Here is a 13,333-nt window from a genome sequence, read left to right as displayed (position 1 = left end):
AAAAAACAGACTCAGCGATCATCCTCACGGATCGACGATGGATGCCGGCACAGGGCATTCACTTCGATGGCCATGTAAGGATAAAGCGGCAGCTGCATCAACAGGTCATGCAGTTCCTGCACGCTGTCGACATCGAACACGCTGTAGTTGGCATACAGCCCGGCGATGCGCCACAGGTGGCGCCATTTGCCTTGCTCTTGTAACCGCTGCGAGAAGGCTTTTTCTTCAGCCTTGAGCGCGGCGGCGCGCTCGGGGTTCATGTCGACGGGCAGGTTCACGGTCATTTTTACGTGGAACAACATCGCAAGTGTCCTCTTGTTATTTATCGCGACGGAAGAACGCCAGGCGCTCTTCATCGATGGCCAGGCCCAGGCCCGGAGCGGTGGAGACATGCAGGTGGAAATCGCGGTACACCAGCGGCTCGGCCAGGATGTCTTCAGTGAGCAACAGCGGGCCGAACAGCTCGGTGTCCCACGCCAGTTTGTTCAAGGTGAGAAAGGCATGGGCCGAGGCCAGGGTGCCGATACCGCCTTCGAGCATGGTGCCGCCGTACAGGCCGATGCCCGCGGCTTCGGCAATCGCGGCAGTGCGCAACACCGCACGCGGGCCGCCGTTCTTGGCGATCTTCAGGGCGAACACCGAAGCCGCGCCTTCGCGGGCCAGGTTGAAGGCGTCTTCCACACATTCGATGGATTCGTCGGCCATGATCGGCGCCGGGCTCGACAGGTTGAGGCGGGCCATGCCGCCACGGTTGTTGCGTGAAATGGGTTGTTCGATCAGGTCGATGCCATTGTCGCCCAGCACCTTGCAGGCGCGCAGGGCCACGGCTTCGTCCCAGGCCTGATTGACGTCGACCCGCACACTGGCGCGCTCGCCCAGGGCTTTTTTGATCGCGATGACGTGGGCCAGGTCCTGGCTGACTTCTCCGGCGCCGATCTTCAGTTTGAAGATGCGGTGGCGGCGCAGGTCGAGCATCTTCTCGGCCTCGGCGATGTCTTTTTCGGTGTTGCCGCTGGCCAGGGTCCAGGCCACTGGCAGGGCGTCCCGCACGCGGCCGCCGAGCAGTTCGCTGACCGGCAGGTTCAGGCGCTTGCCGAGGGCATCGAGCAAGGCGCTTTCGATACCCGACTTGGCAAAGGTGTTGCCCCGAATGCTGCGCTCCAGGCGCAACATGGCGGCGTTGATGTTGCTGGCGTCCTGGCCGAGCAGCAGCGGCGCGAAGTGCCGGTCGATGTTGATCTTGATGCTGTCGGGGCTTTCATTGCCGTAGCTCAGGCCGCCGATGGTGGTGGATTCACCAATGCCTTCGATGCCGTCGGCGCAGCGCACGCGGATGATCACCAGGGTCTGGTTCTGCATCGTGTGCATCGCCAGCTTGTGCGGGCGGATGGTAGGAAGGTCGACGATGATGGTCTCGATCGACTCGATGGCGCAAATCGGCATGGCAATACCCGTTGGGTTCTTTATAGATTTGGCCTGATTCTGTTCCTCATTTTTTCTGGCTTCCAATATAGAATTGGTCTCGAACAATACCCTTAAGGTATGAATGGAGTCCTTATGGAACTGCGCCATCTGCGTTACTTCCAGGTGCTGGGGGAAACCCTCAATTTCACCCGCGCCGCCGAACGCCTGCACATTGCCCAGCCGCCGTTGAGCCGGCAGATCCAGCAATTGGAGGACGAACTGGGTGTGGTCCTGCTGGAACGCGGGCGGCCGTTGCGGCTGACCGAGGCCGGGCGGTTTTTCTATGAGCACGCCAATGTGCTGCTGGAGCAACTGGGCAAGGTGTGCGACAACACCCGGCGCATCGGCCTTGGGCAAAAGACCTGGCTGGGCATCGGTTTTGCGCCGTCGACGCTGTATGGCGTGCTGCCGGAGTTGATCCGGCGGCTGCGCAGCCACGATGGCCTGGAGCTGGAGTTGGGTTTGTCGGAAATGACTACTTTGCAACAGGTCGAAGCCCTCAAGGCCGGGCGAATTGACGTGGGCTTCGGGCGGATTCGCATCGACGACCCGGCCATTGTGCAGCGGGTGTTGGTGGAGGACCGGCTGGTGGCGGTGCTGCCGGCCGGGCATCCCTTGCTCGGCGCCCCGGCAACCCTGGCGCAGTTGGCTGCAGAACCGTTCGTGCTCTACCCCGGCAACCCACGGCCGAGCTATGCCGACCATGTGATCGCACTGTTCGACGCCCATGGCTTGAGCCTCAAGGTTTCGCAGTGGACCAATGAGTTGCAGACCGCCATCGGCCTGGTCGGCGCGGGCATGGGCGTGACCCTGGTGCCGGCTTCGGTGCAGGTGCTGCATCGCGCAGATATCGGCTACACGCCGGTGGTGGAAGCCACCGCTACGTCGCCGATCATTCTCAGCCGGCGGATCAACGACCAGTCGCCGGGGCTCAATCATTGTCTGCAATTGGTCGAAGAGTTGATCTGAGGTCTCACAACCACCACAGATCCCCTGTGGGAGCTGGCTTGCCTGCGATAGCGGTGATTCGGAAAAGAAGGTGCAAGCTGATCCACCGCTATCGCAGGCAAGCCAGCTCCTACAGGGGATCTCCATCGGTTTTGAGTCGTGTGTTCAGCCACGCATGCGCCGGGCGTCGTTGCGTTGCAGGGTCTGGCTGGGGGACTCGTCGAACAGCTTGCGGTACTCGGCCGAAAACCGTCCCAGGTGGGTAAAGCCCCAGCCCAGGGCGATCTCGGAGATGGTGCGGGTGGAGCCGTGTTCGAGGATTTGCTGGCGCACGGCACCCAGGCGGTATTTCTTCAGGTAAGCCATGGGCGACAGGGCGAAGTATTTGCGGAAGGCATCGAACAGCTTGAACCGCGACACGCCTGCCGCCGCCTCCAGATCCTCCAGGTGCACCGCTTCCCGCGCGTTGTCGTGAATGTACTGCCGGGCCCGAATCAGATAGTGCGGCAGCTTCACTCCCAGCACGTCCCGCAGTTCTTCGGAATAGTTGTTCGGCTGGGCCAGGATCAGGCCCTTGATCAGCGAGCTTTCCAGGTCCCGGGTAAACGCCACCTGGTCATACAGCTCGCTGCTGCGTTCCAGTTCGGCGATGAAATACCGCGCCATGCGCCACCACGATGCGGAGGCACCGTCCACCGCGTCCATCGCCGACTCGAAGCGCAGCGGCGCCTCAATCGGCCGTTGCAGCAGGCTTTCCAGGGATTCGCTCATGGCCGCGCGGGTGATCACCACTTGCAGCTTGCGGCAGTCGCCGGAGATCTCCAGCACCTGATGCTCGTTGGGCGAGATGATCACGCCCTGGTCGCGGTTGGAGCTGAGCCGCACGCCGTTCTTGCTCAGCTCCTGCTCGCCCACCAGCGGCAGGGTCAGGCTGTAGCTGCTGAAGTGCTCGGCGTCTTCGATGTCGATGGTGACGTCGGTGCCGTACTCGATAATCCCCAGCGTCGTGGCGCGGGACTTGAACACATTGGCACTGTGGTGAAAGCGGATGCGCTCCGGCGTCGCGGTTTGCAGCCGGTGCGGCCCGCAAATGCCGGACATCCAGCTGCAAGCGCCTTCAAGGTCGAAGCGCTCGATACGTATATCGCGTGTATTGCTACTCATCACGGGGCACCCACGGCAATTGTGGTCGGCGCGCTCTGACGGCGCGTCCTGGTAGAGCAACAGCAAGTTTTGCGCCACGCCAGCGGGATCGCCACTGGGTGGATAGCAACCGTCGACTAAGTGGATAACAAGCAGACTTTTCCGACAATCACCTTGCAAGACAGTAGCGCATTGCGCCACCTCCCTGCACCGCCGTGGGTATTTCGTGCCCAACTAACTGGCCCACCTTCCCCCATTAACCGGATAGCCCGCCGCCCCGCCGCAGCCCCTTAATGGCCTACCCGTTTAGCCATTATCAAAAAGGTGCCTCCCATGAGTGGTGCAAGAAGCGTCGAGCAGTGGAAAAGTTTTATCGAAGGCTGCCTGGATTTTCGTCCGGTGGATGAAGTGTTCCGCATCGCCCGGGACATGTTCACCGAGCCGGAACTGTTTGATCTGGAGATGGAGCTGATCTTCGAAAAGAACTGGATCTACGCCTGTCACGAAAGCGAACTGGCCAACAAACATGACTTCATGACGATGCGCGCCGGGCGCCAGCCGATGATCATCACCCGCGATGGCGAAGGCCAGCTCAACGCGCTGATCAACGCCTGCCAGCATCGCGGCACCACCCTGACGCGCGTCGGCAAAGGCAACCAGTCCACCTTCACCTGCCCGTTCCATGCCTGGTGCTACAAGAGCGACGGCCGGCTGGTGAAGGTCAAGGCGCCGGGCGAATACCCGGAAGGGTTCGACAAGGCCACTCGCGGCCTGAAGAAGGCGCGGATCGAGAGCTACAAGGGCTTTGTGTTCATCAGCCTGGACGTGAACGGCACCAACCGCCTGGAAGACTTCCTGGGCGATGCCAAAGTGTTCTTCGACATGATGGTGGCGCAGTCGGCCACCGGTGAGCTGGAAGTGCTGCCGGGCAAATCCGCCTACACCTATGACGGCAACTGGAAACTGCAAAACGAAAACGGCCTGGACGGTTATCACGTCAGCACCGTGCACTACAACTACGTGGCCACCGTGCAGCACCGCCAGCAGGTCAACACCGAGAACGGCACAGGTTCCGGTACGACCCTGGACTACAGCAAGCTCGGCGCCGGTGATGCCAACACCGACGACGGCTGGTTCGCCTTCAACAACGGCCACAGCCTGTTGTTCAGCGACATGCCCAACCCCACCGTGCGCTCGGGCTACGCCACCATCATGCCGCGCCTGATCGAAGAACACGGCCAGCAAAAAGCCGAGTGGATGATGCACCGCCTGCGCAACCTGAATATCTATCCGAGCCTGTTCTTTCTCGACCAGATCAGCTCGCAGTTGCGGATCATCCGCCCTATCGCCTGGAACAAGACCGAGATCATCAGCCAGTGCCTGGGGGTGAAAGGCGAGTCTGACGCCGACCGTGAAAACCGTATTCGCCAGTTCGAGGATTTCTTCAACGTCTCGGGCATGGGCACGCCGGATGACCTGGTGGAATTTCGCGAAGCCCAGCGCGGCTTCCAGGGTCGCCTGGAGCGCTGGAGCGATATCTCCCGGGGCAGCCATCGCTGGGAAACCGGGCCGACGCCCAACAGTGAATCCATCGGTATCCAGCCGGCGATGACCGGCACCGAATTCACCCACGAAGGGTTGTACGTCAACCAGCATCGCAACTGGCAGAAGTTCCTGCTGGACGGGCTCGATGCCCAAGCCCTGAAACTGCGGGAGGTGGAATGATGAATGCGCAATTGCAGTACCGGATCGAGCAGTTCTTTTATCGCAAGTCCGAGCTGTGCGATGCCCAGGATTGGGACGCCTACGTGCAGCTGTTCGACCCGCAGAGTGAGTTGCACCTGCCGCAATGGGATTCGGAACACGTCTACACCCGCGACCCCAAGCGCGAAATGTCGTTGATCTATTACGCCAACCGTTCGGGGCTGGAGGATCGGGTGTTTCGCCTGCGCACGGGCAAGGCGGCGTCGGCCACGCCGATGCCGAGGACGCTGCATTTGATCAATAACGTGCGGATTGCCGAGCAGGCAGACGGGCTGCTGGAAGTGAAGCTGAACTGGCACACGCTGTTCTATCGACTGGCGACGTCGGAGCAGTTTTATGGCAGCGCCACGTACAGCCTCAAGCCTGATGGCGACAGTTGGTTGATCACCCGCAAGCATGCGTTGTTGCTCAACGACACCATCAATTCGGTGCTGGATTTCTATCACCTGTGAACACCTCACCCCCCCGTAGCAGCTGTCGAGCCTTGGCGAGGCTGCGTCTGCGGAGTGTCAGATGCGCCGCCGACGCAGCCTCGCCAAGGCTCGACAGCTGCTACGCGGCGTTTTAGAGAGCGATCATATGAATCACAAAGTGGCCTTCAGTTTTGCCGACGGCAAGACCCTGTTTTTCCCGGTGGGCGCCAATGAAATCCTGCTGGATGCTGCCTTGCGCAATGGCATCAAGATCCCGCTCGACTGCCGCGAAGGCGTGTGCGGCACCTGCCAGGGCCGGTGCGAGTCGGGCAATTTCACTCAGGACTATGTGGACGAGGAAGCCCTCTCCAGCCTCGACCTGCAACAACGCAAAATGCTCAGTTGCCAGACCCGGGTCCAATCCGACGCAGCGTTTTATTTCGATTTTGATTCCAGCCTGTGCAACGCACCGGGGCCGGTACAGATTCGCAGCACGGTGAGCGCGGTGCAGCAGGTCTCGGCCAGCACGGCGATCCTGCACCTGGAGCTTGAAACCCCACTGGATTTCCTGCCGGGCCAATACGCCCGACTGTCGATCCCCGGCACCGACAGTTGGCGCTCCTACTCCTTCGCCAACCGCCCGGGCAATCAGTTGCAGTTCCTGATTCGCCTGCTGCCCGATGGCGTGATGAGCAATTACCTCCGCGAACGCTGCCAGGTCGGCGATGAGCTGCTGCTGGAAGCGCCACTGGGCGCCTTCTACCTGCGGCATGTCACCCAACCGTTGGTACTGGTGGCCGGCGGCACCGGCTTGTCGGCGCTGCTGGGCATGCTCGATGAACTGGCCGCCAACGCTTGCCAGCAGCCGGTGCACCTGTACTACGGCGTGCGCGGTGCGGCAGATTTGTGCGAGGCCACACGCATAAAAGCCTACGCCGAAAAAATCCCGGGCTTTCGCTACACCGAAGTCCTCAGCGACCCGCCACCCGACTGGCCCGGCAAACGCGGCTACCTCACCGAGCATTTCGACCTGGCCGAATTGCGGGATCGATCGGCAGATATGTATGTGTGCGGGCCGCCGCCGATGGTCGAATCCATCAAACAATGGCTGCTGGATCAGGCACTTGATGACGTTCAGCTGTATTACGAAAAGTTTACCGAGAGTAATATCTGACCCCTCAGCGGTATGAGGGGCTGGTTCGGTGTGCGATCAACCCTGAAAAAAACAAGTAGAAGGGAATGTTAATGGCGGATGACATGGTTAACCCGGTAGGCCTCAAGCGTGGCCTGAAGAACCGGCATATTCAGCTGATTGCCTTGGGAGGGGCGATCGGGACCGGGCTGTTCCTCGGCTCGGCGGGCGTGCTCAAGTCGGCGGGCCCCTCGATGATCCTGGGCTATGCGGTAGCCGGCTTCATCGCGTTCCTGATCATGCGCCAGCTCGGCGAGATGATCGTCGAGGAACCGGTGGCCGGGTCCTTCAGCCACTTCGCCCACAAATACTGGGGCGGTTACGCAGGCTTCCTCGCCGGCTGGAACTACTGGGTGCTCTACGTACTGGTGGGCATGGCCGAGCTGACGGCGGTGGGCAAGTACATCCAGTTCTGGTGGCCGGAGATTCCGACCTGGGTCAGCGCGGTGGTGTTCTTCGTGCTGGTCAACCTGATCAACACCCTCAACGTGAAGTTCTTCGGTGAGACCGAGTTCTGGTTCGCGATCATCAAGGTGGTGGCGATTGTCGGCATGATCGTGCTCGGTTGCTACCTGCTGTTCAGCGGCACCGGCGGCCCGCAAGCCTCGGTGAGCAACCTGTGGAGCCACGGCGGGTTCTTCCCCAATGGCGGCATGGGGCTGCTGATGTCCATGGCGTTCATCATGTTCTCGTTCGGCGGCCTGGAGCTGGTGGGTATTACCGCCGCCGAAGCCAGCGAGCCGCGCAAGGTGATCCCGAAGGCGATCAACCAGGTGGTGTACCGGATCCTGATTTTCTACGTCGGCGCCCTCACCGTGCTGCTGTCGCTGTACCCGTGGGACCAACTGCTGCAAACCCTCGGCGCGTCGGGCGATGCCTACAGCGGCAGCCCGTTTGTGCAGATCTTTTCCTTGATCGGCAACGACACCGCCGCCCACATCCTCAACTTCGTGGTATTGACCGCGGCGCTGTCGGTGTACAACAGCGGCGTGTACTGCAACAGCCGCATGCTGTTCGGCCTGGCCGAGCAAGGCGATGCGCCCAAAGCGCTGATGAAACTCAACAAGCAAGGCGTACCGCTGCGTGCCCTGGGTATTTCGGCCCTGGTGACGCTGCTGTGCGTGGTGATCAACTACGTCGCGCCGCATGACGCACTGGAGTTGTTGTTTGCGCTGGTGGTTGCCTCGCTGATGATCAACTGGGCGCTGATCAGCCTGACTCACATCAAGTTCCGCAAGGCCATGGGCGAACAAGGCGTGGTGCCGTCGTTCAAGACCTTCTGGTTCCCGTTCAGCAACTACCTGTGCCTGGCGTTCATGCTGATGATCATCTGCGTGATGCTGGCGATTCCGGGTGTGCGGGCGTCGGTGTATGCGATCCCGGTTTGGGTCGGGATTATCTATGTGGCGTACCGGTTGCGGTTGAATAACGCGAAGGCTGTGGCTGTGCGCTAAACCTGTGGGAGCTGGCTTGCCTGCGATAGCGGTGGTGACTGATACACCGCTATCGCAGGCAAGCCAGCTCCCACATTTGGATCGTATTGCAAATGAAAAGCCCCGGTTCTCCGGGGCTTTTTTATTACAGCGTGGAACGCACTCGCCACAGCTCGGGGAACAGCACGGTGTCGAGCATCTTGCGCAGGTAACCCACGCCTTCGGTGCCGCCGGTGCCCGGCTGGAAGCCGATGATTCGCTCCACCGTGGTGACGTGGCGGAAGCGCCATTGGCGGAAGGAATCTTCCAGGTCGATAAACTTTTCGGCCAGTTGGTACAGGTCCCAATAACGGCTCGGGTCGCGATAGACCTCGCGCCACGCCGCCTCAACGGAATCATCGTGAACCGTCGGCGCGGTCGGGTCGCGTTCGCCGCGTTTGGGGTCGATCGCCAGTCCGGCCTTGGCCATCAGGTTGACCGCCTCGTCATACAGCGACGGCGTAGCAATCGCCACTTTCAGCTCGTTCAACAGCTCAGGGCGATGGGCGTGAGGCCGCAACAGCGCCGCACTTTTATTGCCGAGGATGAATTCGATTTCCCGGTACTGGAACGACTGGAAGCCCGACGATTGCCCCAGGTACGGGCGGATCGACTTGTACTCCGACGGCGTCATGGTCGCCAGCACCGCCCAGGCGTGCACCAGTTGGTCAAAGATCCGCGACACCCGCGCCAGCATCTTGAATGCCGGCGGCAACTCACCCAGGCGCACGTGTTCGCGGGCGGCCTTGAGCTCGTGGAGCATCAGCTTCATCCACAACTCCGAGGTCTGGTGCTGGATGATGAACAGCATCTCGTTGTGGTCCGGCGACAGCGGGTGCTGGGCGCTGAGCACTTTGCCCAGGTCCAGGTAGTCGCCGTAGCTCATGGACTCGGAAAAATTCAGCTCGGCGTTATGCCATTCTTCCGGCGGCTGGTAGTCAGGGGAGAAAGGACACTGGCTCATCGCGTGGGCTCCTTGAGCGGGCGGAGGATGGCTCGTACCGGGCTGGCATCGAGGTTGGCAAAACGCAACGGCAGCGCGATCAACTCGTAATCACCCTCCGGCACGTCATCAAGGACGATGCCTTCGAGAATCGCCATGCCATGCCGGGCCACGGCGTTGTGGGAATCCATGGTCTTGGACTGCTGCGGGTCCAGCGACGGCGTGTCGATACCGATCAGGCGCACACCGAGGCTGGCCAGCAGCTCAATCGTTTCCGGGGCGACCGCAGTGAAATTCGAATCCCAGGTCTCCAGCGGCACCTGTTGATAAGTGCGCAACAGCACACGCTCCGGCAGGTCCTCCAGGTGGCCTTCCAATTGGTGCGGCTGCACCAACGCGCCACTGCCCAGGCAATGCAGCACCCGGCACGGGCCCATGTACACATCCAGGGACACTTCGCCAATCGGCGCACCGTCGGCGCTGTAGTGCAGTGGCGCGTCTACATGAGCGCCGGTGTGGGGCGACAGAGTGATGCGCCCGACATTCACCGGGCACTCAGGGCCGAACTGCCAGACGCGCTCTTCCTGAAACGGCGTATCACCCGGCCAGGTCGGGGTCGCGGTGCTCAAGGGCGGGCTGATGTCCCACCACGTTTTTATTGGATTCATTTCAAGGCTCTCGGTCGTTACTGGGGTGAATGATACGAGGGCCAGCTGTAAATATTCTTGCGAATTCCAGCGCAAAGCGGGAAATCTTTCGCACTTACTGCGAGGAAATGGCTGATTGGCGCACAGATATTTCGTACTGACTCAATCCTTCAAACAACAAATATTCCCTGTGGGAGCCGGGCTTGCCCGCGATGAGGTCGGCACAGCTTGCCCGTCCATCGCCTGACACTCCGCCATCGCGGGCAAGCCCGGCTCCCACAGGGGTTAGCGGTGACTCACGGCTGTGCAAATGCCTGCGCTTCTGGGCATCCCGATGTCGAGTTCAGACCACTGGCACGCCGCCCAAGGCGCTAGGGTTCGGGCTTCCCTTCCTCTGCCTCGGAATCATCATGTCCAAGCCAATCACCGTACTGCGCGACACCCACCCACTGCCGGTGCTCGACGCCTGCAAATGGGAAAAACTCGAAGGCGACCCGCACACCGTCAACCTCAACGCCTACACCAGCGAAGACGGCAGCAAGATCATGGGCACCTGGATCTGCACCCCGGGCAAATGGCGGGTGGAGTATGTGAAGTGGGAATACTGCCATTTCCAGGAAGGCTACTGCGTGATCACCCCGGACGGCCTGGAGCCCATCCATTTACGGGCTGGGGATATCTTCGTGGTGGAACCGGGGATGAAGGGGACGTGGGAAGTGGTCGAGACGGTGCGTAAGTATTTTGTGTTTGCCTGAAGCCATTGTGGTGAGAGGGCTTGCCCCCTCACCACAAACGCCCTATTGGGGCTTGCGATAACTGTTGATGATCGCCGAGAAGTCCTTGCCCCCTTCTCCACGCTGGCTCATCGATTGATACAACTGCTGCGCCACCGCGCCGAGGATCACCGGTTGGTGCGCCTGGCGTGCTGCTTCAGTGGCCAGTCCCAGATCCTTGAGCATCAGTTCCGCACCAAACCCACCGGTATAACCCCGGGACGACGGCGCCGTTTCGATAATCCCGGGCCACGGATTGTAGGTGTCCGAGCTCCAGCAGCGCCCGGTGGAGCTGTTGATGATTCCCGCCAGGACTTGGGTGTCGATGCCCAGCGCATCGCCCAGGGCCATGGCTTCGCTGACGCCGACCATGGTGATGCCCAGCAGCAGGTTGTTGCAGATCTTGGCGATTTGCCCGGTGCCGACTTCACCGCAGTGCACGATGTTGCGGCCCATCTGCGCCAGCACTGGCTGCAGGGTGGCGAACAGTTCCGGGGTGGCGCCGACCATGAAGGTCAACGTCCCGGCCTGGGCGCCGCCGGTGCCGCCGGACACCGGGGCATCGGCCATCACCACGCCGTGTTTCGCCGCCGCAGCCGCCACGTCGCGAGCGGTTTGCGGGTCGATGGTGCTGCAATCCACCGCCGGCACGCCTTTGCCAATGCCGGCCAGCACGCCGTCTTCACCCAGCCATACGCTGCGCACATGGGCCGCAGCCGGAAGCATGGTTACCACCAACTCGGCGCCTTCTGCTGCCGCGCGCGGCGAGGCGCTGATGGTGCCGCCCAGTTCGGCCAGTTCCTTGAGCACGGTCTGGTTCAGGTCAAACAGGTTCAGCGCGTGGCCTGCCTTGATCAGGTTGCGCGCCATCGGCGCGCCCATGTTGCCCAGGCCAATAAATGCAATCTTCATGGTCGTCTCCTCGATCAGCGCAGGTTGATGGTGGTGTTGACGCCATCGTTGACGCTGTCGTCGTCGAACCAGCGGCTGGTGACGGTTTTGGTCTGGGTGTAGAACTGCACCACTTGCTTGCCATACGGGCCCAGGTCGCCGAGTTTCGAACCACGGGAACCGGTGAAGCTGAAGAACGGCACTGGCACCGGGATCGGGATGTTGATGCCAACCTGGCCCACATCGATTTCGCTCTGGAATTTACGCGCCGCCGCGCCGCTCTGGGTGAACAGGCCGGTGCCGTTGCCGAACGGGTTGGCGTTCACCAGGGCAATGGCCTGGTCGAGGGTGTCGACTTCCAGCACCACCAGCACCGGGCCGAAGATTTCCTGGGTGTAGATCTGCATGTCAGTGGTCACGCCAGAGAACAGGGTCGGGCCGACGAAATTGCCGTCTTCAAAACCCGGCACCTTGATGCCACGGCCATCCAGCTCCAGCTTGGCGCCTTCTTTTACACCACTTTCGATCAGGTCGAGGATGCGTGCCTTGGCGCGCTTGGAGATCACCGGGCCCACATCGGTGCCCGCTTCGCTGCCGGCGTTCACCTTGAGCTTTTGCGCCAGGGCCTTGAGGTCCGGCAGCCATTGCTTGGCCGCGCCCACCAGCACCACCACGGAAGTTGCCATGCAACGCTGACCGGCGGCGCCGAAACCGGCACCTACCAGGGCGTTCAGGGTTTGCTCGCGATTGGCATCCGGAAGCACCACGGCGTGGTTCTTGGCGCCCATCATCGATTGCACGCGCTTGCCGTGTTTGCCGGCGAGGTCGTAGACGTGGGTACCGACGGCGGTCGAACCGACGAAGGACACCGCCTTGATGTCTTTATGGGTGCAGAGCGCATCCACCACGTCCTTGCCGCCATGAACCACGTTCAGCACACCGGCTGGCACACCGGCTTCCAGCGCCAGCTCCACCAGCAGCACGGTCGACAGCGGGTCCTGTTCCGACGGCTTGAGTACGAAGGTGTTACCGCAGGCGATGGCCATCGGGAACATCCACAGCGGAATCATCGCCGGGAAGTTGAACGGGGTAATGCCGGCGCACACGCCGATCGGCTGGCGCAGGGTGTAGGTATCGACGCCACCGGCGACGTTTTCCGCGAATTCGCCCATCTGCAGGGTGCCGATGGAGCACGCATGCTCCACCACTTCCAGGCCACGGAAAATGTCGCCTTCAGCGTCGGCAATGGTCTTGCCCTGCTCGGCGCTGAGCACCACGGCGATGCGCTTGGAGTGCTCGCGGATCAAGGCTTGCAGCTTGAGCATGATGCGCATGCGCGCACCGATCGGCGTCAGCTTCCAGGTCTGGAAGGCGCGATGGGCGGCGTCGATGGCAGCGTTGACTTCTTCGGGGGTGGAAAACGGTACGCGGGCCAACACTTGCTGGGTGGCCGGGTTGACGATGTCTTGCCATTCGGTGGTCTTGGATTCGACCCACTCGCCGTTGATCAGCAGCTTGACCTGTTTTACGGAAATATCGGCAGATGCGTTCATGTGGTCTCCAATTCTTGTAGGTATGCAGAGAACCAAGGCGTTGAATCGCCTTGAGGAATGAGGCGTTCGGACTGTTTTTGGAGTATAGATGTGCAAACTTCTAATAAGAACGCACATAAAAGCCGGTCCA

13 protein-coding genes are annotated in these 13,333 nt (G+C 61.3%); 6 read left to right on the top strand and 7 right to left on the bottom strand.

The genetic code is table 11. The features are described from left to right. Positions 1–11: 11 nt before the first annotated feature. The gene (gene catC / locus HX875_RS04985) at positions 12–302 is read right to left on the bottom strand and encodes a muconolactone Delta-isomerase (protein WP_010165520.1); all 291 of its coding nucleotides are present in this window, start codon (positions 300–302) and stop codon (positions 12–14) included. Positions 303–318: 16 nt separating this feature from the next. Continuing rightward, entirely contained in the window at positions 319–1,443 is a 1,125-nt protein-coding gene (locus HX875_RS04980) for a muconate cycloisomerase family protein (protein ID WP_177042138.1), read from the bottom strand. 114 nt (positions 1,444–1,557) lie between these two features. Between HX875_RS04980 and HX875_RS04975 the strand changes: the two genes are divergently transcribed. Beyond that, positions 1,558–2,433, top strand: coding sequence for a LysR family transcriptional regulator (locus tag HX875_RS04975; protein WP_088423584.1), 876 nt, complete (start codon positions 1,558–1,560; stop codon positions 2,431–2,433). Positions 2,434–2,577: 144 nt separating this feature from the next. Here the strand turns inward: HX875_RS04975 and HX875_RS04970 are convergent, their stop codons facing one another. Next, positions 2,578–3,576: an AraC family transcriptional regulator gene (locus HX875_RS04970; RefSeq protein WP_177042136.1), complete on the bottom strand. Its 999-nt coding sequence runs from the start codon at positions 3,574–3,576 to the stop codon at positions 2,578–2,580. A 312-nt stretch (positions 3,577–3,888) separates the two neighbouring features. Between HX875_RS04970 and antA the strand changes: the two genes are divergently transcribed. The 4 genes from antA to HX875_RS04950 all read left to right on the top strand — a co-directional run bounded on the left by antA (position 3,889) and on the right by HX875_RS04950 (position 8,378). Further along, entirely contained in the window at positions 3,889–5,280 is a 1,392-nt protein-coding gene (gene antA / locus HX875_RS04965) for an anthranilate 1,2-dioxygenase large subunit (RefSeq protein WP_177042134.1), read from the top strand. Next, the gene (antB, locus tag HX875_RS04960; RefSeq protein WP_177042133.1) at positions 5,280–5,771 is read left to right on the top strand and encodes an anthranilate 1,2-dioxygenase small subunit; all 492 of its coding nucleotides are present in this window, start codon (positions 5,280–5,282) and stop codon (positions 5,769–5,771) included. Before antA ends, antB begins: the two co-directional genes overlap by 1 nt. A gap of 127 nt (positions 5,772–5,898) precedes the next feature. Further along, positions 5,899–6,906 carry an anthranilate 1,2-dioxygenase electron transfer component AntC gene (gene antC / locus HX875_RS04955; RefSeq protein ID WP_177042131.1) on the top strand — a complete coding sequence of 336 codons (1,008 nt, stop codon included), beginning with the start codon at positions 5,899–5,901 and terminating at the stop codon, positions 6,904–6,906. A gap of 71 nt (positions 6,907–6,977) precedes the next feature. Next, positions 6,978–8,378, top strand: coding sequence for an amino acid permease (locus tag HX875_RS04950; RefSeq protein ID WP_177025780.1), 1,401 nt, complete (start codon positions 6,978–6,980; stop codon positions 8,376–8,378). 124 nt (positions 8,379–8,502) lie between these two features. Here the strand turns inward: HX875_RS04950 and kynA are convergent, their stop codons facing one another. Then, positions 8,503–9,360, bottom strand: a complete 858-nt coding sequence (gene kynA, locus HX875_RS04945; protein WP_177042129.1) for a tryptophan 2,3-dioxygenase — start codon at positions 9,358–9,360, stop codon at positions 8,503–8,505. After that, positions 9,357–10,007: an arylformamidase gene (gene kynB, locus HX875_RS04940; RefSeq protein ID WP_177042127.1), complete on the bottom strand. Its 651-nt coding sequence runs from the start codon at positions 10,005–10,007 to the stop codon at positions 9,357–9,359. The genes kynA and kynB overlap by 4 nt, the downstream gene beginning before the upstream one ends. A gap of 389 nt (positions 10,008–10,396) precedes the next feature. Between kynB and HX875_RS04935 the strand changes: the two genes are divergently transcribed. After that, a complete protein-coding gene (locus tag HX875_RS04935; RefSeq protein ID WP_003212331.1) occupies positions 10,397–10,741 on the top strand; it encodes a cupin domain-containing protein in 345 nt (114 codons plus the stop codon). Positions 10,742–10,783: 42 nt separating this feature from the next. Here the strand turns inward: HX875_RS04935 and mmsB are convergent, their stop codons facing one another. Continuing rightward, positions 10,784–11,671, bottom strand: a complete 888-nt coding sequence (gene mmsB / locus HX875_RS04930; protein WP_177042125.1) for a 3-hydroxyisobutyrate dehydrogenase — start codon at positions 11,669–11,671, stop codon at positions 10,784–10,786. A 14-nt stretch (positions 11,672–11,685) separates the two neighbouring features. Then, positions 11,686–13,203 (bottom strand): CoA-acylating methylmalonate-semialdehyde dehydrogenase, encoded by a 1,518-nt coding sequence (locus HX875_RS04925; RefSeq protein WP_177042123.1) that lies wholly within the window; start codon positions 13,201–13,203, stop codon positions 11,686–11,688. Between the last annotated feature and the right edge of the window lie 130 nt (positions 13,204–13,333).

Origin of the sequence: Pseudomonas yamanorum (genome assembly GCF_013386765.1) — a bacterium.
In the GTDB taxonomy this organism is placed as follows: Bacteria; Pseudomonadota; Gammaproteobacteria; order Pseudomonadales; family Pseudomonadaceae; genus Aquipseudomonas; species Aquipseudomonas yamanorum_A.
Note: the sequence above shows the minus strand (reverse complement) of the source record. Positions and strands in the feature narration are given on the sequence as shown.